17 protein-coding genes, 1 tRNA gene and 1 pseudogene are annotated in these 20,108 nt (G+C 33.3%); 8 read left to right on the top strand and 11 right to left on the bottom strand.

Features of this window, described 5'->3' with window-relative positions; translation table 11 throughout:
• Nucleotides 1-144 precede the first annotated feature (144 nt).
• Nucleotides 145-492, top strand: coding sequence for a diacylglycerol kinase (locus AAGD63_RS05130; RefSeq protein ID WP_064085518.1), 348 nt, complete (start codon nucleotides 145-147; stop codon nucleotides 490-492).
• A 6-nt stretch (nucleotides 493-498) separates the two neighbouring features.
• Here the strand turns inward: AAGD63_RS05130 and AAGD63_RS05125 are convergent, their stop codons facing one another.
• The 3 genes and pseudogenes from AAGD63_RS05125 to AAGD63_RS05115 all read right to left on the bottom strand — a co-directional run bounded on the left by AAGD63_RS05125 (nucleotide 499) and on the right by AAGD63_RS05115 (nucleotide 5,418).
• Nucleotides 499-1,452 (bottom strand): RluA family pseudouridine synthase, encoded by a 954-nt coding sequence (locus AAGD63_RS05125; RefSeq protein WP_410542019.1) that lies wholly within the window; start codon nucleotides 1,450-1,452, stop codon nucleotides 499-501.
• On the bottom strand, nucleotides 1,452-3,260 hold the full coding sequence (locus AAGD63_RS05120) for a hypothetical protein (RefSeq protein WP_341813255.1): 1,809 nt from the start codon (nucleotides 3,258-3,260) through the stop codon (nucleotides 1,452-1,454). Before AAGD63_RS05120 ends, AAGD63_RS05125 begins: the two co-directional genes overlap by 1 nt.
• A 45-nt stretch (nucleotides 3,261-3,305) precedes the next feature.
• A pseudogene (locus tag AAGD63_RS05115) lies at nucleotides 3,306-5,418 on the bottom strand (ComEC/Rec2 family competence protein).
• A gap of 96 nt (nucleotides 5,419-5,514) precedes the next feature.
• On the opposite strand from AAGD63_RS05115, the gene AAGD63_RS05110 reads away from it, so the two are divergent.
• A tRNA-Met gene (locus tag AAGD63_RS05110) sits at nucleotides 5,515-5,591 on the top strand.
• 364 nt (nucleotides 5,592-5,955) lie between these two features.
• On the top strand, nucleotides 5,956-6,636 hold the full coding sequence (locus AAGD63_RS05105) for a hypothetical protein (protein WP_341813254.1): 681 nt from the start codon (nucleotides 5,956-5,958) through the stop codon (nucleotides 6,634-6,636).
• Between the two features lie 25 nt (nucleotides 6,637-6,661).
• Here the strand turns inward: AAGD63_RS05105 and tmk are convergent, their stop codons facing one another.
• Complete coding sequence (gene tmk, locus AAGD63_RS05100) at nucleotides 6,662-7,255, bottom strand: dTMP kinase (protein ID WP_264330937.1); 594 nt, start codon at nucleotides 7,253-7,255, stop codon at nucleotides 6,662-6,664.
• Between the two features lie 101 nt (nucleotides 7,256-7,356).
• On the opposite strand from tmk, the gene AAGD63_RS05095 reads away from it, so the two are divergent.
• The 3 genes from AAGD63_RS05095 (at nucleotide 7,357) to AAGD63_RS05085 (ending at nucleotide 10,903) form a co-directional block, all read left to right on the top strand.
• On the top strand, nucleotides 7,357-7,929 hold the full coding sequence (locus AAGD63_RS05095; RefSeq protein ID WP_341813253.1) for a thioredoxin family protein: 573 nt from the start codon (nucleotides 7,357-7,359) through the stop codon (nucleotides 7,927-7,929).
• A gap of 5 nt (nucleotides 7,930-7,934) precedes the next feature.
• Nucleotides 7,935-9,653 (top strand): monovalent cation:proton antiporter-2 (CPA2) family protein, encoded by a 1,719-nt coding sequence (locus AAGD63_RS05090; RefSeq protein ID WP_254230050.1) that lies wholly within the window; start codon nucleotides 7,935-7,937, stop codon nucleotides 9,651-9,653.
• Between the two features lie 89 nt (nucleotides 9,654-9,742).
• The gene (locus AAGD63_RS05085) at nucleotides 9,743-10,903 is read left to right on the top strand and encodes an aspartate kinase (RefSeq protein WP_341813252.1); all 1,161 of its coding nucleotides are present in this window, start codon (nucleotides 9,743-9,745) and stop codon (nucleotides 10,901-10,903) included.
• 17 nt (nucleotides 10,904-10,920) lie between these two features.
• Here AAGD63_RS05085 and recF read toward each other — a convergent pair whose 3' ends face one another.
• Together recF and bcp are read right to left on the bottom strand one after the other, a co-directional pair.
• The gene (gene recF, locus AAGD63_RS05080; protein WP_341813251.1) at nucleotides 10,921-12,000 is read right to left on the bottom strand and encodes a DNA replication/repair protein RecF; all 1,080 of its coding nucleotides are present in this window, start codon (nucleotides 11,998-12,000) and stop codon (nucleotides 10,921-10,923) included.
• A gap of 8 nt (nucleotides 12,001-12,008) precedes the next feature.
• Nucleotides 12,009-12,476, bottom strand: a complete 468-nt coding sequence (gene bcp, locus AAGD63_RS05075) for a thioredoxin-dependent thiol peroxidase (protein ID WP_341813250.1) — start codon at nucleotides 12,474-12,476, stop codon at nucleotides 12,009-12,011.
• Nucleotides 12,477-12,539: 63 nt separating this feature from the next.
• Between bcp and gshB the strand changes: the two genes are divergently transcribed.
• Nucleotides 12,540-13,466: a glutathione synthase gene (gene gshB / locus AAGD63_RS05070; RefSeq protein WP_341813249.1), complete on the top strand. Its 927-nt coding sequence runs from the start codon at nucleotides 12,540-12,542 to the stop codon at nucleotides 13,464-13,466.
• On the opposite strand, the gene AAGD63_RS05065 is transcribed toward gshB, so the two are convergent.
• The gene (locus AAGD63_RS05065) at nucleotides 13,451-14,473 is read right to left on the bottom strand and encodes a UDP-N-acetylglucosamine--N-acetylmuramyl-(pentapeptide) pyrophosphoryl-undecaprenol N-acetylglucosamine transferase (protein ID WP_341813802.1); all 1,023 of its coding nucleotides are present in this window, start codon (nucleotides 14,471-14,473) and stop codon (nucleotides 13,451-13,453) included. The genes gshB and AAGD63_RS05065 overlap by 16 nt on opposite strands.
• A gap of 73 nt (nucleotides 14,474-14,546) precedes the next feature.
• Here AAGD63_RS05065 and AAGD63_RS05060 point away from each other — a divergent pair, with 73 nt between their 5' ends.
• Nucleotides 14,547-14,912: a hypothetical protein gene (locus AAGD63_RS05060; RefSeq protein ID WP_341813248.1), complete on the top strand. Its 366-nt coding sequence runs from the start codon at nucleotides 14,547-14,549 to the stop codon at nucleotides 14,910-14,912.
• Between the two features lies 1 nt (nucleotide 14,913).
• Here AAGD63_RS05060 and lpdA read toward each other — a convergent pair whose 3' ends face one another.
• The 4 genes from lpdA to der all read right to left on the bottom strand — a co-directional run bounded on the left by lpdA (nucleotide 14,914) and on the right by der (nucleotide 20,059).
• The gene (lpdA, locus tag AAGD63_RS05055; RefSeq protein WP_341813247.1) at nucleotides 14,914-16,299 is read right to left on the bottom strand and encodes a dihydrolipoyl dehydrogenase; all 1,386 of its coding nucleotides are present in this window, start codon (nucleotides 16,297-16,299) and stop codon (nucleotides 14,914-14,916) included.
• A 687-nt stretch (nucleotides 16,300-16,986) separates the two neighbouring features.
• Nucleotides 16,987-17,466, bottom strand: coding sequence for a disulfide bond formation protein B (locus AAGD63_RS05050; RefSeq protein WP_341813246.1), 480 nt, complete (start codon nucleotides 17,464-17,466; stop codon nucleotides 16,987-16,989).
• Nucleotides 17,467-17,545: 79 nt separating this feature from the next.
• Complete coding sequence (locus AAGD63_RS05045) at nucleotides 17,546-18,601, bottom strand: hypothetical protein (RefSeq protein ID WP_341813245.1); 1,056 nt, start codon at nucleotides 18,599-18,601, stop codon at nucleotides 17,546-17,548.
• Nucleotides 18,602-18,733: 132 nt separating this feature from the next.
• Nucleotides 18,734-20,059: a ribosome biogenesis GTPase Der gene (der, locus tag AAGD63_RS05040; RefSeq protein ID WP_341813244.1), complete on the bottom strand. Its 1,326-nt coding sequence runs from the start codon at nucleotides 20,057-20,059 to the stop codon at nucleotides 18,734-18,736.
• Between the last annotated feature and the right edge of the window lie 49 nt (nucleotides 20,060-20,108).

Below are 20,108 nucleotides of genomic sequence, written 5' to 3'. Positions count from 1 at the left end.
GGCTTTGTACTAATTTTCTTGATTCAAACAATATGCTAGACTTTAACTTAAAAATCTTTGTAAGTGATCACGACTGAAAGGTGTTTTCATGCATTTTTTACCTGAGAGCAATAAGTGTAATTCATTGAGTTTCCAAAATTGATAATGAAGAAAAGCATTACTCGTCTAATAAAAGCAATTCAATACTCCTGTGAAGGAATAAAATCAGCTTTTGTATCAGAAGTTGCGTTCAGACAGGAGTTACTGCTTTTTATAATATGTGTTTCAACTTTGTTTGTTTTAGATGTAAGTAATTTAGAACGTGCAGTAATGGTAAGTAGCCTATTTTTGGTGTTAATTGTAGAAATTATTAACACTGCTTTTGAAACAATAATTGAGCGTATTTCCAGTGAACAACATATACTTTCAAAAAAAGTGAAAGATCTAGGTAGTGCAGCAGTTTTTCTTTCATTAATTAACTTCTTGATAACATGGATGATAATATTGATATGAATGTTGTTAAGATATATTTTCAAATTCACCGATTAAGACTTGCATGTCTTGTGGTAAATCAGAAACAAATTCTATATATTCTTTACTTTTTGGATGATATAAGCCTAGCGTGTGAGCATGTAGTGCCTGTCTATTGAAATTACGGATAAAGTCAGAGTTTTTAGCATGTTTTTCACTTTTACTACTATTTTTTCCGTAAACTTGATCACCAACTACAGAATGTCCTATGTGGCTCATGTGTACTCGAATTTGGTGTGTTCTGCCTGTCTCTAAAGTACATTTAACCAGGCTTGCTTGCCCTATAATTTTCTTCACTGAATAATGAGTGATTGCTAATTTACCTGCTGTTTTTGTGACACACATCATTTCTTTATTACTGCGTTTTGGAGCAATATGGGTTTTTACTGTTCCTTGCAGATTAGGTAATGCTCCCCAAATTACTGCTAAGTATTCCCGTTTTATTTTACGATTTGATAGCAGTTCAGACAAGAAGCTGTGGGATTGTTCATTTTTTGCAATTACTATGAGTCCACTAGTATCTTTATCAAGCCTGTGAACAATTCCTGGTCTTGTATTTATATATGGAATTTTGCCAAGGTGAGCGATCACTGCATTCAGGAGTGTATTATTGTTTGTTCCAGCACCTGGGTGTACTGTTAATCTACTTTGTTTACTCAGAACTATAATGTCCCCATCTTCGTAGATGATATCAAGCTTTATATTATAGTTAGGTTCAATTGATGTGGATATGTCAGGTTGAACGAGATGTACTATATACTCTTCACCTGGTTTTACTATGTGGTCATTATTAATTATCGGCGTGCCAAGTAATGTTACCCGCTCATCTTGTATCAATCTTTGTGCTTTACTGCGTGATATGTTACACTTTTTAGCTATGTAAGTATCTAGCCTTAATTTTTTTTCGTCACTATTAACATTTAAGGTTATATCTATGGTCACTACCCTGCGCAAGCTACTTTGAATGCTGCATGAACATCTGGATTCACAAAATCAACTTTTGTACTAGGTTGAATTTGAAGGCAGTCTTGTTTTTTAATATGGCAAATTGTTTGAGAGCCATCTTTCCAGTAAATTATTATTTTATTATCAAAATCCCGTAGCGTTAACTCCCTCTTTTCTTCTTTTTTATCTTTTTCTTCTAGCTTAATAGACTCTAATAAATAATATAGAAAGTCACTTGCTTTACCGTTAACTTTTTTTCTCCATTCATCCATTTTTTCTTGTTCAGATAATTCTTTTTCCAATTTTGCATTTTCTTGCTCCAGCTCTTTCATCCTTTTTTTTGATTTTAATAATCTATGTTTTTCTATTGCTTTTTTCTCTTCATCTCGCTGTTTTTCAAGAGAAGTAGCAGTAATACTGCCTTCACTGCTATTAGGTTCATTTGATTGAGTCTGTTTATTCTTTAATTCTGCTAGCTCATCTTTTACTTTTTTTAGTTCTTCTTCTAATTCGTTCTTTATCTTTTCCGCTTCTTCTTTTTGTTTTTCCAATGTATCTATGAACTCACGATCATCGCTAATTGTTCTTTCTCTAGATTGAAAAAAGCCAACTAATCTGCTTGGTTCAAATCGCTCAACCTTATCTTCAGCGATTTTAATAGTATTCTCTAAACTAGAAAAAATGCTTTCAATTTTTAGTGAATTTGTTCTTTTTGCCAGCTCTTTAGCTTCGCTTAAAATGACCATCATTTCCTTACGCAACTTATCTAAATCTTTTTTGATGTCTCCTCTAATTCCTTGTAGATGAACAAGTGTTTCTTGAATTTCATCATTTGCAGGTTTTAGAAGTTTGCTATCAAGTAGATCTTTAGCTTCATCTAAGCGCTTATCAAATGAGTCAACAATTTTATCTGTAAAATTAGTCAAGTGCTTATCTAGTAATTTTATTAATCGAGATATTGGATCATTTTCTTCCTCATCTTTTGTCTTTTTTTCCATTACCAATACAAAACCACCTCTTCTGCATGAAAAGAGAATATCTAAATTATTAAATTTTTTAACAATATTATGATTATTGTTTATCTCATTGGTTTTTAGCTTGCTGAATGTTATACATATTCCAACGATAGCAATGATACTAGCCAGTACAACTGGAACCCATTCCAAAGCCTGAATATTGGCAAAGCTCAATCTATTTTGTATTAACGCACCAACTATAATTACAGCACTAATTACATATGGTATGGTAAGAAAAATGGCCTTATTTTTATTCTCTTGTATTTGATTATCTAATATTTTTTTCTGATTTTCAGAAATTGGCAAAACTATTGAAAAGTTTGCTTTTTTGGAATCTATAAGACTTAAATTTGGTTTTATCTCTATTTTCAGAGCATTTTCAGCGATTTCACTCATCTCGTTGTCTTTGCCACCTCTAATTTTATTATTTATTAATTCCTCTATCAACTTTTCTCCTTCTTTTATCTCCTGCTTATGCATATATCTCATAGCAGAAGAGGCTACAAAAGTTGTTAAAAGAATAATAGAAACCAAAGTGTAAATTGGCATGAATGTTGGGTTAAAAATATCTGTAATAAACCTTAGATCATTATGGGTTATTATTATTGCAGCTACATAAGCCAAAGAAAATTGAAGCCAAATATTTACAATCGCTATGGGTAGAGTGTTACTTACAGAATATTTCTTTGTTGCACGCCATAACCTAGGAAAAAAACCAATAGCATCATCTATTTTGGCAAAATTATGATCTACTTTAACATTGAAAGGATTTGTTGTATCTAAAGACATAAATTTCCTTGCATCCTAATTAAGTAATTATATATAAATGATACTTTAAAAACAAGTTTTTGGCTTATGCCAAGGACGATTAGAACGGACTTTGCTAACCTTTATGCCACTATTTGCTAGCCAAACAGAGTGTGTGCCATATGCCTCTAAGTCAGAGTATTTGATGATTTTAGTATTGCAAGCTGGATAGTTAAACTTGCTTAACTGAATTACTAGATCGACATTGTTACAATTTTCTAAAATATCTTCTCTTTTATGAGCTAGCAACACTGACTTATTATTTCCTTTATTATATGTACAGTCATAATCATTACATTTTAGCCTTTTGTTTGAATTACTGAATTTAGTATGATTCACAATTTGATTCTGCCCGTTTTGCTTTGCCCACGTTTTGACAACAAAATTTCTGTTTTTTCTAGTAAGGGAATATAGTAAATTGTCATCTTCTTTTACAGCAAGATTATCAGCACTGACTAGAATGTCAGGAGTTGTATACATAGCGCTAGAGAAAATACCTAGCACAATAAAGAAAATTCCAAAGAAACGCCAATTCCTTTCCCACAAGCATAACCATAATAGCCCAAGCGTTATTATAATAATTAATGAGGCAGGAAAAGTGCGAATAGGAATAACCAAATACTGAAGACTGGCAATTGCGTTTGTTATATATAAAACGCTGTCAATTGGGCGTTCCATGAGAGGCGTTATAATCCACTGAGTACCTAAAGGAATCAATAAAACATAGATTATTCCAAGTGGAATAATAATGAGTGTAATTATTGGTATAGCAATCAAATTTGTGATAATGCCACTGATTGAAAAATAGTTAAAATTGTATATTGTGTACGGAACAGTTGCTAAACTTGCTATTATTGAGCTGATCATTATCGACACAAAATATTTTATTATTTTTATTTTGAATAACTTATTAGCATTGATCTGATAGCTGGCAACTAGTGCCAAAACAGCAGAAAATGACATTTGAAAACCTGGCTTTAAGATTGCTTCTGGCTCCACTATGAGTATCACCGAAGCAGCAAACGCAATTGCTATTAATCCTCGATATTTCCTTTCTATGATTATTGCAACAAGTACCAAGATCACCATGATGTAGGCACGCTGAGCAGAAATTTGCATACCGGTAATCAACAAATAAAAGGTAGTTGGCAAGATAGTAAAGAATGCAGATATTTTTTTTAGTGTTATATTTAAGAGTCAAAGTTTCAGATATTGCAAATAAATTACGGAATACTATAAAAAATAGACCAGCAACAAACGATAAATGTAAACCAGATATAGCGAATAAATGTGCTATACCTGAATCTCGTATCGCATTCATAGTTTTTTGATCTATCCCGTCTTTTTTGCCAATTAATAATGCAGAGATTATGTCCGCGTGTGGCTTTTTGGTATTTTGCTGTAGGTTTTCATAGATATATTGACGGAAAGATTCTATATACTCTTGAAATTTTCTTGCTTCAGCCTTTTTGTACAGGACTATTTTGCTTGTTGCAAAGCCTGTTGCACTTATTTTCTGATAATATGCTATTCTTGCAAAATCATATGCATATTCCGAAGGCGCAATTTTTGGAGGAAAGAGTTTTGCTGATAATTTTACTTGATCGCCTATTTTTATGCCTTCTTCCACTTTAGTTCTAACTGATATTCTGATGTTATCTAGAGCTCTATACGGTGTCATTCCAGCGCGTAACGCTGGAATCCATATCTTTTTTTTCTGGATCCCAGTATCAAGTACTGGGATGACAGGAGAGGATTTTGAGGTAGTAGAGACAGAAAGCAGAAATTGTTTGTATGAGCCCCTGTTATTAATATCCTTCACTGTAGCAACAATATCTTTCACATACCTTTCATTATCAAGAATGTGAGTATTAACTGAATCTGTTCTGAATTTGCTGGTTGTAAATCCTATGAGCACTGCAATTAAAGAAATGCATAATATTACGCACTTCCTGTATAATGTTGCAATCAGAATTAGTATAGGTGAAAGCAAGAGAAAAATAGATATAGTGAAAGCACAGCTTGGTTCAAAATTTAATGAGAAATATGTTAAAATTCCTGCACACTGAAAAACAGGGAACCACAATATCAAGTTATATTTTTCATTGCACAGATTGTTATGTATATAATTTACCATCATGTTAAGAAAGGTTAATAGATATATAAATATATGTAATAGTGTGATTTTATTCTTTTATTTATTATTATTACGCATATAATAATAAATAAGCAACGACGCGGGATGGAGCAGCTCGGTAGCTCGTCAGGCTCATAACCTGAAGGTCGTAGGTTCAAATCCTACTCCCGCAACCATCTTTCAATTGTACAAACATCGCGATTTCTCTTATTATAATAGCAATGGTATTTCTGACTCAAAGCTTGTTTTTGACCTGTAGGCTCAATCGCAACATTCAGTAAAAAACTTAAGGTATTTATTGGTGAATTACATTAAATTATAGTGGCTGCATGTCTTTTTTATTTTTTCTACATTTAGCCAAATCACGCTTGTTAGTACATTATCAATTTAAATTATTAAAACTCGCTATTCGGGACTTCTTTTGCCTTTTTTCTATTTGGTTGGATGATTTTATAAATTAATTAAAATATTCATAATATTGATTTCTTATCACAACAATGCTATTATTAAGCTAATATTACTTTTAGTGAGGTATGAGCAATGGTTGATGTAGCTTTTATTGGCATAAATACAGTTATTGATAACGGATACAGAAGAAAAATAAAACTCGTTATGTCAGGGTTATTTTTAGCTGTATCAGCAGCAACTGCTGTTTGGTTTATCTTTCCTGGATCGCAAAATGTACTTGCTCCTTTCTTGCTTCCAGCTATATTCCTTCTTTTGACCCTATCTATGGGATATTATACGTTTCTTTTTGGTTGTGAGAAAAAGTATGTAGTAGAGAATGTTCTTGGTATGGTTGAACCTGCTGAATCAGTTAAGAGGGTGCGTTGCCAAGACGAGATCGAATCTTTGCTAGCAGAAACAAGAGATATTACAAAAAGTAAGTTTTGTAACGTACTGATTAATCTTTGTTTTGAGGATCGTAGCAAAGCGCACAAACTTGCTTTATATGTAAGAGACATTGATAGCGTTGCATCCTCGATAAAAGACGAGGATCTGTTAAATCACTTTGATCAATTTTTTACCATAACTGAAGCAAGCAATAAGAATATTAGAAATGAGCTAATTAATCGCGCAAGAATATATAGAACAATAAGTGAAAAACCTAAAAATGAAATACAAAGTTTTTTAGATAATCAAAAAGAGAGTCTTTCATATGAAATAATGTCACCTAAAATTGACAATTTTTTGCTACAGGCTGGTATGGTAACTGTTTAAACTAGCAAAAGTTCAATGCGTGTAGCTAAGTTTTTGCAATATCAATAATTTCATTTTGTACGTGATTATCACTTTTTGTTTCAATTTTAGTAATAACACTGCACCTGTTGGGTTCTTTTTTAGCTATTTCTTGAAATCCTTCTCGAACTTTATTATAAAAATCAACGTTCATCTCTTCATATTTATTTTTGTCTTTTGCTCTGCTGAGTCCAACTTGAACATCAATATCTAAAATAAATGTGATATCTGGATATTTAATTTCCACTAATTTGTGTAAGTCTCTTATTAGACTCAAGTCAACACCTAGTCCATACCCTTGATACGCAATAGTTGAGTCAATAAACCGATCACAAATCACTATTTTCCCTTCTAAAAGAGCTGGCAATATTAATTTTTTCATATGTTCGTGCCTCATCGAGATAAGCAGCAAGAGTTCAGAAATAGGATCAATATTATCCTTAAGTAGTAATCCTCTTATTTTTTCTGCAAAATCAGTACCACCTGGTTCTCTAGTCAATACGACATTATTTTCACCGTGAATTTGCTTGAAATAATTTGCAAGTAACTCAGACTGTGTTGTTTTACCAGAACCATCTATTCCTTCGAAGGTTATGAACATAAATTTTATAATTACAATGCTAAATGCAAACAGTTTACATAGAAACCATTTGACATTTAAGCAATAAGATCATAAATTATGGTATACAATCTCTATTAGCTATGGTTACGCTAGACACTCCTAAGATAAATTTAGACTTTACTGCAAAGAATTTCAATCTCCTGGGAGTGGGTAACAAATATTATACATTAAGTGACTGCTATGGGGAAAATGGTCTCATTGTAATGTTTATATGCAATCACTGTCCTTACGTTCAATCAATTATTAGCAATCTAGTAAGCGATGTTAATTTGTTAAAAAAAGATTATCAGGTAAACACCGTTGCAATCATGCCAAATGATGTAAATGAGTACCCAGAAGACTCCTTTGAAAACATGATTAATTTTGCCAAGGAAAATAAGTTTACATTTCCATATTTGATTGACAATAACCAAGAAGTAGCTAAAGAGTATGGTGCTGTTTGTACCCCTGATTTTTTTGGCTTTAATTCCAAACTAGCCCTCTGCTATCGCGGGCGTTTTTACAACACAAAAAAAGAGAAAGTTCAAAATTACGAAGTAGGAAGTAGTGATTTATTTCAAGCCATGAAATTTATTGCAGAAACTAGCAATCCTCCAGTTGACCAAAAATCAAGCGTTGGTTGTTCAATAAAATGGTCTAATTCTACAGGTTGAATATTATGCACAGCGGTTCTCAGCATTTGTTTGATATTATAATTTTACTCTCTGCTGCTGTGTTTATAGTCATAGCGTTTTGGAAAATGAATATTAGCCCAGTGCTTGGTTACTTTGTTGCAGGTGCGTTGATTGGTTCTCATGGGTTTAATCTGATAAATTCAGTTGAAGTAATGGATAACTTTGCAGAGTTTGGCGTAGTTTTCCTATTGTTCATTATAGGTCTTGAATTGACATTTGAACGCCTTATCGCTATGCGTAGGCATGTGTTTGGGTTTGGTTCCCTTCAAGTTATAGTTACCATGATAGCAATATGGTGCATTGCTCTTGCCTTTGGAGTAAATACAAACATGGCAGCAGTTATCGGTGGTGGACTTGCACTATCCTCAACAGCAATAGTGTTGCAGGTTCTGCAAGAAAAGGGTTCTCAAGCAAGCCAAGTTGGTAGATTGTCAATAGCAGTGCTACTAATGCAGGACTTTGCAGTGGTACCTCTAATAGTACTAGTGCCCCTGCTTACTGGCAATTCTGAACACAGCTTAATAAGCTCGTTGGCAGGCTCATTAGTGCAAGCAGCTATTGCATTGGTGTTGATATTCGTAACTGGTAGGTTATTACTGAGGCCATTGTTTTCGGTTATTGCCAAAATGGAGAGTAATGAAATCTTTATATCAACAACACTTCTGATAATATTAGGATCAGCATTTATTACTGAACAATTTCATTTATCAATGGCATTAGGCGCATTTGTTGCTGGGTTACTAGTTGCAGAAACAGAACACAGGAATTCGGTAGAGCATGCAGTATTGCCATTTAAAGACTTATTTCTTGGTTTATTCTTTATGACTGTTGGCATGTCTATTGATATTGACCTTTTACTCAATAAGTTACCACTCGTTACTTTATTATCAATTATCCTTATCGTTTTAAAGACGTCCATTATATATACATTGTGTAGATTTTTTGGATTTAGAAGTGCACCTGCAATACAAGCTGGATTACTGCTTGCACAAGGCGGTGAATTTGCATTTATTTTATTCCGTTTAGCAGATGAATTAGATGTACTATCAAGTGAAATCGCTCAAGTGCTTATGATGGTAACTACAGTAACTATGGCTTTTACTCCTCTTTTATCGGGAATAGGAGACTGGATAGCAAATTCATTTAGCACTGAAAAAATAATACTAGACGATGAAGCAATCGAAACAGACACACAAGATCTTTATAACCACGTAATAGTTGCCGGGTTTGGTAGAGTGGGATATATGGTAACGAAAATGCTTACTGCAGAGCATTTAAGTTATGTTGTTGTAGATATTCAATCAAAAATAGTGAAAGAAGGAAAAAATGACAGTTTCCCTATATATCTTGGAGATGCTACAAGATATGAAATTTTAAAATCAGTAGGAATAGAAAGAGCTCAAGCTCTTGTGGTTTCAATAAAGAACGAAGTCACTATAAAGAAAATAGTTTCTCTAGTTGCAACAAACTTCCCGCATGTAAATATTATAATACGTTTACCAGATTTGAATAATGTGGAGGTTTATAAAGATCTAGGGGCTAGTAAAGTTATTCCCGAAACGTCTGAAATTGGATTGCAGCTAGGTGGAGCAGCATTAAGTTTAAGTGGTATTAGCGAAAGCGGAGTTACATCTTTAAAAGGTAAATTCAGAAAAGGCAACTACAGTATGTTAAAAGACCTTGGTAGTGATAAAGATGAATAATCCTCTATCACTTTAATTAGTGACCAGAAAAACACATTTAATTAAGCAACTATACTCTCTAGAAAGGTGAAATTGACCTTATTGTAACTATGAACAAAATAATAATAAAAAAATTTGGTGGTACTTCGCTAACTGACTTAAATCGAGTTGCAAATCTAATAAAAAACGATATTGAAAAAGGTTATAATGTAATTGCTGTTGTATCTGCTGCTGCAGGATTCACTGACCAAATGGCTTTTCAAGCCAGGAAAATTTCAAATTTAAATTGTAGACAAGAGTTATCAGAGTATGATGTCCTGCTTTCAGCAGGAGAACAAATCTCTTGCGGGTTATTAGCTATCACTCTTCTGTCTGTTGGAGTTAATGCTAAATCATGGCTCGCCTGGCAGTTACCAATTCTAACGGATAATTTTTATTCTGAGTCTAAAATAAAAAAGATAAAAATTGACCATGTAAAAAGATCTTTTGCTGAGGGTTATACTGCTGCAATCATTGCTGGTTTTCAGGGTATATACGATGATAGAATCACTACTTTTGGTAGAGGAGGATCTGACATCTCAGCAATTGCCTTTGCTGTAGTCTTTGGTATTAGGACTTGTGAAATTTTTACTGATATTGACGGAATATATACAGCAGACCCAAAAATTGTTCCAAGGGCACGCAAGCTTAAATCTATCTCTTACAATGAAATATTGGAGATGTCGTCATCTGGTGCTAAAATATTGCATAATCGTTCAGTACAACTTGCAATGAAGCATAATATTAAGGTGCAAGTGTTATCCACTTTTGAGGAAGTAGAAGGCACTACAGTACTACACGAAAAGGATGTATTGGAAAGATACTTAATTACTGGAATAACTTATAGCACTCACGAAGCTCTTGTAACTTTTACTAACTTTGCAAATACTCTGGATACTTTAAGAGATATAGCAGGAGCAAACGTTAAAGTTGACATGATACATGGGTCAAGCTTTTTGATTTCTAAATTTGATGTTGATTTAATGACAAAGTTATTGAACAAAAATGAAAATTATGTCGTAAACAATAATATAGCTAAAATTTCAATAATTGGTATTGGTATTATGTCTAATACTGAAGTGATGTACCGCACACTCAAGGTTTTAAGCAAAAAAAAGATAGAAATACTTGCTGTCACAATGTCCGAAATCAAGATCAGTATAGTTGTTCAAAAAAAACACGCTGAGGCTTTAATTAGAGATTTACATACCGAATATGAGCTTGATGTATGAGACAGCACGCTTGAAATTTATTTACTTGATAATTCAACAAACTTGAAAGAGCAAAGATAGTTATTGAAATTATCTTGATTTACGTCGGTTATCCAAGTTTGACATTGAATGCTTAACACCTCCTCCATTAACACCTTTCTGTAATCTTTATCCAGATGCGACATTATATCGTCAAGCAGAAGAAGAGGTGCTTTATTGTAATGAATACACCTTGCTTTTACACTGGATAAGATGATAGAAAGCAGTAATAGCTTTTGCTCTCCAGTAGAACAAAGATTTATTGGCATGTCCCCTTTTTGGCAAAAAACCCGAAAATTATCATTATGTACAGAAAAGGTTACTCTACCAGTTAATGAGTCTTTTTCTCTGTTTTCCTTTAGACGATTCTGAAAATATTCTGCAGTATCGTTCAAAGTTAGCTGACTGCTAAATTTCAAACTTGCCTTTGGAAAAAACTCACAAGAATGGTTATCAATTGTGCCCTGTAGTATTTTTAAAACAGACAAACGCATACGTAAAATATCAACTGCATTGGTAGCCATGACATTTTCAAGGCTAGAGAGCCAATTTCCGTCTAAAATATTCTCTCTAAGCAGTTTACTTCGCTCATGTTTAGCTTTCCTGTATTTCATATAGCAATAAGTGTAATTTTCTTCAAATAGTGAGACGATACGGTCTAAAAATTTTAATCTGTCGCTCGGAGAATTAAGAAGAATATAGTCCATTTGTGGAATGAGCCATATTACATTGGATGTTCTATACAGAGATGAATAACTTGATTGTGTTTTTCCATCAATTTGTATTAGTTTATTATTAAGATTCTTTCCTATACCAATTGAGTTAAAGTATGTTCCATTAAAAAAGTCATAATGCACTGCCCAATCTTCATTACTGAGTCTATTTTGCATCTCACTAATTTTTACTTTTTTCATGCCATTACTTTTAGCAAGCAATGAGATTGCTTCAAGTATATTAGTTTTACCAATACCATTTTGACCAGTTATTACAACCGATCTATCGTCTAAATCCAGTTCGAAATTTGAATGACTACGGAAATTATGTAATTTCAATTTTTTTATATAGCAATGGGTAGCCATTCTTTAATTTATATTCTGCTTACTTCCTCTAAAACCTCATCAACATGTCCACTCACTTTTACATTTTTCCAAATCTTCACTACTTTGCCTTTTTTATCTATTAAAAAAGTAGTACGCTCTACTCCCATATACTTTTTGCCAAACATACTTTTCTCTACCCAAACACCATACTTTTCCAACATTTCAGCATTTTCATCAGAAACTAAAGAAAATGGCAGAGAATATTTTGCTTTGAAGTTAGCGTGGCACTTAGCGCTATCTTTTGATACACCAATTATCACTGTGTCAAGAGAAGAAAAATTTTCTATATTGTCTCTAAAGCCTTTTGCCTCCATTGTGCAGCCCGGAGTATCGTCTTTAGGATAAAAATAAAGAACTACATTTTTTTTATTAAAAAATTCACTCAGTGATAAAATCTCACCAGAATCTGTTGGCAAGCTAAAATCAGGTGCATTATTTCCTATTGTTAATTCCATACTTTGCTCCATTATTAACACTTTTATGGTACTATATTATATTGTAATAGGAAGGGAGGATAAATGAAAGTAGCTTTTCAGATGGATGAAAGTATAAATTTTGAAGCTGATACTACATTTTCATTAATAAAAGAAGCGCAAAGAAGAAGGTACGAAATTTTTGTTTATGTACCTAATAATTTAGCACTCAAGTTAAATCAGCCAATTGCCCTTGCTCAGAAAGTCAGCGTTGATGATTGTAGCTTCATTTCAAAAGAGGATGTAGTAATCAACCTAAATGAAATGGATATCATATTTATCAGACAGAATCCACCATTTGATATGCGGTACATTACAACAACCTATATCTTAGAAAAGACTACTGCGTTAGTAATAAATAATCCAACAGAAATAAGAAACTGTCCTGAAAAATTAATTACTTCACTATTTCCAGAGCTAATTCCTCCAACTTTGATCACTGAAAATATATCGATGATTAGAAATTTTTGTCACGACTATCAAGATATCATCTTGAAACCACTATATAGCTATGGAGGAAATGACGTAATAAGAATACAAGACCAAAATAGCATTCAAGTGGTAGTCGATCTCATGATTGCAAAATATGAATGTCCTGTAATTGCACAAGCATTTTGTAAAAAGATAAATACAGATAAAAGAATAATGCTACTGGATGGAAAGCCAATAGGAGTAATGAAGCGAGTTCCAAAATCTAGCGGAGAAATCAGAACAAATTTGAGACTCGGAGCAAGTTTTGAGCCTGCCCAAATGAATGATAGAGACAACGAAATATGTAATAAAATTGGTCCTGAGCTAAAGAAAAGAGGGCTAATATTCGTTGGCATTGATATTATAGATAATTTCCTTCTTGAAATTAACACAACTTCGCCTACGGGAGTAGTTTATATCAATAAGTTGTATAGTAAATCACTAGAAAAAGAACTATGGAATGCATTTGAAGAAAAAGCAATTCGTCAACTAAGTTCTTGAGCTATTGCCTTAATAAATTCAGTAACTCCATTCCTTATTCTTGTTTCCTTAGTATTATTAGCCATATCACGCAATTTTTGACAATTTTGCAATAAATCAACTAGCAACTCTCCTAGATTCTTTTTCGCGTTACTATTTTGCTCAACCATTACAGCTGCTCCCGAATCTTCAATATGTTTTGCATTATAAAATTGATGGTTATCTTTTGAGTGAGGATAAGGAATATATACAGAAGGACGCTCAGCAAGAGTAATCTCTGCTATTGAAGTTGCCCCCGCTCTGCTAATTATCAAATGAGCATTGGCCAGTTTATTTTCCATATCATCGAAAAACTCACTTAACTCACAATCAATTCCTTCACTTTTGTATAGACTCTTGACCTTGTTTATATTTTTCTTCGTACATTGCTGCGTTACTCTAATCCTCTCTTTTACTTCAACAGGTAGATCACAAATTACGCTGCTCACTACATCATCAAAAAAATTTGCACCCTGACTGCCTGCTATTATTAACACGTTTAAAACTGTTTCAGCTCTAGAATAGCCTTGTGCTTCTATATCGACAAAATTTCCTGTAAAAACGCATTTACTACCTTCTGCATACTTAGTCTCTGGAAAGCTAGTTGCAATTAATTTTGCACTCTTGAAAAAGAATCTATTTACTCTCCCTAAAACTATATTTTGTTCATGTAAAATTATAGGTATAGAAAAAATCTTTGCTGCAAAAAGAGTTGGAAAAGAAGCGTAGCTACCAAAACCAATGATTAGCTTTGGTTTTAATTTTCTTGTTTGATACAGTGCTAATACACAACTATACATTAACAAAAAGAGAAACTTCAATTTGTTGCCACTTGGCTTGCACAATGGTAAAATATAACTTTCTACATTGATGGTTTTTTGATCCGTAAATAATATACAATTGTGCCCTTGTACCTTTAGTGCTTTTGCTAAGGTTATAGCTGGAAAAACATGCCCACCTGTACCGCCTGTTGCTAGAATAATATCCATCTGTAAATAGCAATTTGATAATAGATTATTAATCATTTTTTAATAATCTGCATGTAAAATTTTATTAAGCTTTATGATAGTTGAGTTAAAAATGCCTGAAAGCAGCAACAGTAAAAACGTGAAAAACAAGCCTCAAGAGCAAAGAGAAGGCGGAAGAGGAGGTTTTATAGGATTGTTAAAAAGCATAACAAAAGCTCTTTTTAACTCAGTTGTTGATCTACCTCAGCAAGAACAACTCAATAAAAATATTGATAGACAACAAGGTTTAGACAGTAAAAGAAGAAGCCCAGAGGATCTTAATCAGGAAAAAAAGCTTGAAGTGAAAGAAGCAGCTGAAGGGTTAAAAGAAAAGTTAGAAAAATCTGATATTGGTAATCAATCTATTAGAATTGAATCGCCTAATCAGGATAATTGTAGCTCTAAAACAATGAATCGTTAGCTTAACTATTTAACGATTCACCATCTGCGGCAAGTACTGATTCGTGTATAATTTCCGAAATAGTTGGATGAGGAAAAATCGTAGATTTTATGTCGCAGTCTGTTCCCTCTAGTTGCTTTGCAAGAGCGAAATTGCTAATTAACTCTGTTACTTCCGCTCCTATCATGTGAGCTCCAAGAAGTTCGCCTGTTTTTTTGTCTATAATTGTTTTCACTAAACCTTCAGTTTCACTTAGTGCAATAGATTTACCATTAAAGTTGGAGTGAAATTTTCCTACTTTTATATCGTATCCACTTTTTATTGCCTGTTCCTCAGTAAGGCCAACGCTTGCTACTTGCGGATGAGAGTAAGTGCAATTTGGTATGCACTCTTTTTTTAACTTATGAGCATTTTTACCAGCAATTTTCTCAACACAGATTACAGCTTCATGACTTGCTTTATGCGCTAAACATGGGGGACCAGCTACATCACCTATTGCATACACACTTGATTCACTTGTTTCATACCACTCATTCGTTTCAATGAAACCAGAAGGACTCAACTTAATTTTTGTATTTTCTAAACCTATATTTTCAGTGTTTGCTTGAACGCCAACTGCAACAATTACTCTATCAAATTCTTTGTTATCACCACTACTTAGCTGCACTTGAACAGAGTCTTTATTTTTAGTGAAAGTTTTTATACTATTACTCGTATATATTTTTATTCCTTGTTTTGTAAATATCTCTTGTACTAAATTTGAAATGTCTTTATCTTCCAGCGGTAAAATAGTGTCTTTTACTTCTATAATTGTTACATCAACCCCTAAAGTACTATAAAAACTTGCAAATTCTATTCCTATCGCACCAGAACCTATGATTAGTAGCGATTTTGGTAACTTCTTTGGAGTCATAGCGTGCTGCGCATTCCATATTAAATCTCCATCCGCCTCTACTCCAGGTAGATTTCGCGCTCTAACACCTGTTGCTAAAATGATATGATTGGAAGAAATTTCCTCCTCCTTTTTGTCATTAAGAATTTTTACAGTACGATTACCTGCAAGTTTACCAAAGCCTTGATGAACTTTGATGTTATTTTTTTTCATCAAATATGCAACACCGCTTGACAATTTATCAACAACGTTTCTTGAGTATTTCACTATTGATTGTATATCAAAACTTGCATCCTTTACTTTTATGCCAAATTCTTCTGATCTTGTTATTAACCTATAAATTTCAGATGCTCTAAGTAGCGATTTTGTTGGTATACACCCCCAATTTAAGCATATACCACCCAAATTTTCTTCCTTTTCAACAATTGCAGTTTTAAATCCAAACTGCGCCGCTCTAATTGCTGCTATATAACCACCAGGACCGCTGCCTATAACTGTAATATCATACTCATTCATCAGCTTTCTTCGTGTTCAAAAAGATTATATATAACAGATGGAACCCGTATAATCAATGCTCAGGTGCATAGAAGCGGCTTGACAAACCTTCCCACTTTTCTTCTTATATCAATAAGAGTATTTATCCTTATTTTTAATCTCCGCGGGTTTAACAACAAAACTCAGATATTTATTGGCAGATTACATAAAAATTATAGCGGCTGCATGTTTTTTAAATTTTTTCTACTTCAGCCAAAACACGCTTGTTATCACATTATCAATTTACATTATTAAAACTCGCTATATAGGGATTCTTTTGCCTTTTTTTTACTTAGTAAATTTATTAATATCTATAGCTAAAGCTTCAGGCCAGCACTTGATGCTGGAATCCAGAAACCTTTACTACAAATAAGCATATTGAGCACAAAATTATTCTAAAACACAACGTTTTTGGTGAGATTATGGACAAACTTAATCCCAGTATCTGGGCACTAGGATGACAAGAAATAGGTTGCTTGAATAACAACGAAAGGTTATTTGGGTGATAGCCGCACTTCCAGTTTCAGCTACTCGGATGACAAGAAAGAGGGCACTGGCATGCTGAACCATAATGTTCGTACAGCTGTGCAAGAATCAGTGGGTATGACTTGCTAAATTTTTAAATTACGGACAGCACCAAGTAACGCACAAGTACAGCGTCTATACCAGTTACTGTTGTACCTTATTTCTTTCTCCACAATACATTTTACCTGATAAGAATAGAGCTACTATAAGATAAATAAGATTCCATGTTGCTAACGAAACACCAAAAATATAATGAGGTCTGTCACAAGACGGAGAGTAGTTAGGGTTTAATAGATTATTTCTTAGCTCTTCTATGCTAACGTTACCACTTGCTTGCTCTGTACAGCCTAAAACATCATGAAATAAGTGGAGTTCAAGACCTACATGATAAAAAGATATTATTGCACCAATGAGATAGCTGCAAAACATCGCATAGATTAGGATTTTGTTGTCTTTGAACATATACGCAACTACAAGTAGCCCTGTAACATAGTAAACTACTCGCTCGTATATACATAACTTACACGGTATCATATTGAAAAAATACTCTAGCACATATGCAAAAATTAAAGCGACAGCGCTTGATAAGAGAAAAATTATAGAACTGTTATTTACATCTGACATAGTTAATGAATTACTACAATATCTGTGAAGAGTCAACTCTTGTTTGACAACGTTTCATGTAACGATAGAACACTAAGTACTATGTTACTACTTTTACACCTCTATACATATGCTCGCCGTTGTATATTGGTTCAGTAATCAGCCCTTTCATATCAGTTGCAACTCTAGTATCACTATCTATTTTTGCAATTTCTTCTTTGGTATACAATTCATCCTTGTTTTTCGTCCAGCTATTGTCATATTGAACATCAACTTCTCCTCCATTGGTTTTAAACCCAAATGTTTCTTGCATAAGCAATCTTGCTTCTTCCAAACGTCTATTGTAACGTTTGTTAGAATCTTGATAGCTAGATATAAGAAGAAGAACGTCATTAGAAAGAGTGAAATATACTATCTCTTCCATAATTTTGTAAATCTCATGTTCTGATAACTTAAACAAAGGATAATCTTTTTGAAACTTATTCTTTACTTCATTGTAAATTTCCATAATTTTTACTCTACCAGCATCGCTTAGAGCAATGATAGCATTTTCAATACTTGCTATACCATCATAGTCATAACCTTTTCTGTCATTTTCAGCAACCAAAAAGCCATGCACAGCCTGAAACTCACCAACTTTCTTATCTTCTTTAGGTAAGATATCAAAATCAAAATAGATCATAGGAGACTTCAGTGCTAACAACATAAATATACGCATACTGTCTATCTCAACACCAAAAGATAATCTTTTACTTTCTGGAATAGAGTATAGATCTTTGAAATATTGAGATACATTGTATAAAGGACATTTAGATAGTTCTGTTTTCTTATTTGGTTGTAAGTGAAAGCTGAATTCATACTCTCCTAAATCCAGCTCATTAAAATCTATAAGTTCTATATTTTTGTTTGGGTTAAATTTTCTGTTTGATATTTTATTCTCCAACTCTTTGCGTTGCTCAGGAGTAAAACCAGATCCATTTATTACTAATTTCACTACACGCGTATCTTCCCTTTTTGCCCAATTGCTCAATCTTTCCAAATATTTTTCTGGAATCGGGTATCCATATCTTTTTGGAAGCCACTGAAATACTAAAGGTGTATCAACCGTGAAAGTATGTGGAGATCCAGGCCTTAAATCTTGTCCTTTATAATTCATAGCAAAAGTACTAAATAAGTTAATATTTTACTATATAATATTAATTTATCAACTACTTATTTAAGTAATATTATTTACTTATTAATAATATTACTAAGATAAAAAAGTATATTATTAGTAAAACAAGATTATCTACTTTACATAGGGGTTTTTATTCTTTTTCAAAAGCAATCTAACTGGTACACCTTCAACAAAGAAGTTTTTTCTAAGACCATTAGTCAAATAACGTTTATAACTCTCATCAACACTTTCCGGGACGTTGCATACCAAAGAAAAAGCTGGAGGTTTGGTGCCAATTTGAGCAATATACTTCATTTTAATTGCTCTACCTTTTATAAGTGGGTGAGAATGTTTTTCCACGGCATCTATTAGCCAATTATTCAGTTTTGCAGTGCTGATCTTCTTGTTTAAGGATTCACTCACTTCAAGACACTTATCTATCACATCACCACAGCGCATACCTTTCAATGCAGAAATTGTTACAGTTGGCACTTCCAAAAATAACCGAGTCACTTCCTGTTGTTTGACAAATTTTATTAACTTACTTCTGTCATCCTTACCTATTAAATCCCACTTATTTAAAACAATGATAATTCCCTTCCCCCCTTTAATTGCAGCTTCAGCAATTGATAAATCCTGCTGCTCAATGCCAAGCAAGGAATCTAACATTAAAATCACTACATGAGAGCGCTTTATTGACTCTATACTTTTTTCAACAAATCTTGATTCTAAGTTATCAACAACATTTGCCTTTCTGCGGATTCCCGCAGTATCGATGAGAGTGATTAATTTCCCATTATGGTCGTATGAAATATCCACAGAGTCACGCGTGGTACCGGGTTCTGAGCTTACTATTAGTCTATTTTCTGCAAGTAAACTGTTTAAAAAAGTTGATTTTCCAACGTTTGGGCGACCGATGATTGCAATCCTCAGTCTAATGGACTCACTTTCAGGCAGCTCAGTTTTTTTGTTAAAATCTTCAATAACACCAGCTAATACATCATAAAGATCAATCATACCAAGATTATGTTCGGCTGAGATATACACCGGACCTATGAAGTTGAAGAACTGCAAATAATCAACATTTTCCGATTTATGACTTTCGCATTTGTTTGCTATTAGTATTACAGGTTTGTTCGTTTTTCTCTTCAGCCACTTTGCAAACTCTTTGTTCTGCTCGTTTTGCACTTTTGCATCAACAAGAAAAAAAATTACATCTGCGCTTAATAAAGAAAACTCTATTTGTTCAATAACTTGTAGTGAAAAACTGGTTTGGTCATTCCATCCTCCTGTATCTATAACTTTAAACTCTAAATCACTAATTCTTCCAATTCCTTCACGCCTATCTCTCGTTACTCCTGGAATGTCACTAACTACCGCTGCTTTTCTTCTTACTAGCCTATTAAATAGAGTTGACTTGCCTGCATTTGGAAGGCCTATTATGACTATTTTCAGCATAGTTTAAGAGCGTATTTTATACATAGTAAATTATAATCAAAATTTTTTA

The sequence above is a fragment of the Wolbachia endosymbiont (group B) of Germaria angustata genome, from assembly GCF_964026725.1.
GTDB classification, from domain to species: Bacteria; Pseudomonadota; Alphaproteobacteria; order Rickettsiales; family Anaplasmataceae; genus Wolbachia; species Wolbachia pipientis_C.
The sequence above is the reverse complement of the archived record's forward strand: the minus strand, read 5'-3'. Positions and strand labels throughout refer to the sequence as shown.

What these genes read in the sequence shown, in the direction of transcription:
- der (WP_341813244.1), bottom strand. Translation starts at nt 20,059, where the DNA reads ATGCTGAAAATAGTCATAATAGGCCTTCCAAATGCAGGCAAGTCAACT.
- bcp (WP_341813250.1), bottom strand. Translation starts at nt 12,476, where the DNA reads ATGGAATTAACAATAGGAAATAATGCACCTGATTTTAGCTTGCCAACA.
- AAGD63_RS05105 (WP_341813254.1), top strand. Translation starts at nt 5,956, where the DNA reads ATGGTTGATGTAGCTTTTATTGGCATAAATACAGTTATTGATAACGGA.
- lpdA (WP_341813247.1), bottom strand. Translation starts at nt 16,299, where the DNA reads ATGAATGAGTATGATATTACAGTTATAGGCAGCGGTCCTGGTGGTTAT.
- AAGD63_RS05050 (WP_341813246.1), bottom strand. Translation starts at nt 17,466, where the DNA reads ATGTCAGATGTAAATAACAGTTCTATAATTTTTCTCTTATCAAGCGCT.
- AAGD63_RS05090 (WP_254230050.1), top strand. Translation starts at nt 7,935, where the DNA reads ATGCACAGCGGTTCTCAGCATTTGTTTGATATTATAATTTTACTCTCT.
- AAGD63_RS05065 (WP_341813802.1), bottom strand. Translation starts at nt 14,473, where the DNA reads ATGGATATTATTCTAGCAACAGGCGGTACAGGTGGGCATGTTTTTCCA.
- gshB (WP_341813249.1), top strand. Translation starts at nt 12,540, where the DNA reads ATGAAAGTAGCTTTTCAGATGGATGAAAGTATAAATTTTGAAGCTGAT.
- AAGD63_RS05095 (WP_341813253.1), top strand. Translation starts at nt 7,357, where the DNA reads ATGGTTACGCTAGACACTCCTAAGATAAATTTAGACTTTACTGCAAAG.
- recF (WP_341813251.1), bottom strand. Translation starts at nt 12,000, where the DNA reads ATGGCTACCCATTGCTATATAAAAAAATTGAAATTACATAATTTCCGT.
- AAGD63_RS05060 (WP_341813248.1), top strand. Translation starts at nt 14,547, where the DNA reads ATGATAGTTGAGTTAAAAATGCCTGAAAGCAGCAACAGTAAAAACGTG.
- AAGD63_RS05130 (WP_064085518.1), top strand. Translation starts at nt 145, where the DNA reads ATGAAGAAAAGCATTACTCGTCTAATAAAAGCAATTCAATACTCCTGT.
- AAGD63_RS05045 (WP_341813245.1), bottom strand. Translation starts at nt 18,601, where the DNA reads ATGAATTATAAAGGACAAGATTTAAGGCCTGGATCTCCACATACTTTC.
- AAGD63_RS05120 (WP_341813255.1), bottom strand. Translation starts at nt 3,260, where the DNA reads ATGTCTTTAGATACAACAAATCCTTTCAATGTTAAAGTAGATCATAAT.
- AAGD63_RS05085 (WP_341813252.1), top strand. Translation starts at nt 9,743, where the DNA reads ATGAACAAAATAATAATAAAAAAATTTGGTGGTACTTCGCTAACTGAC.
- tmk (WP_264330937.1), bottom strand. Translation starts at nt 7,255, where the DNA reads ATGTTCATAACCTTCGAAGGAATAGATGGTTCTGGTAAAACAACACAG.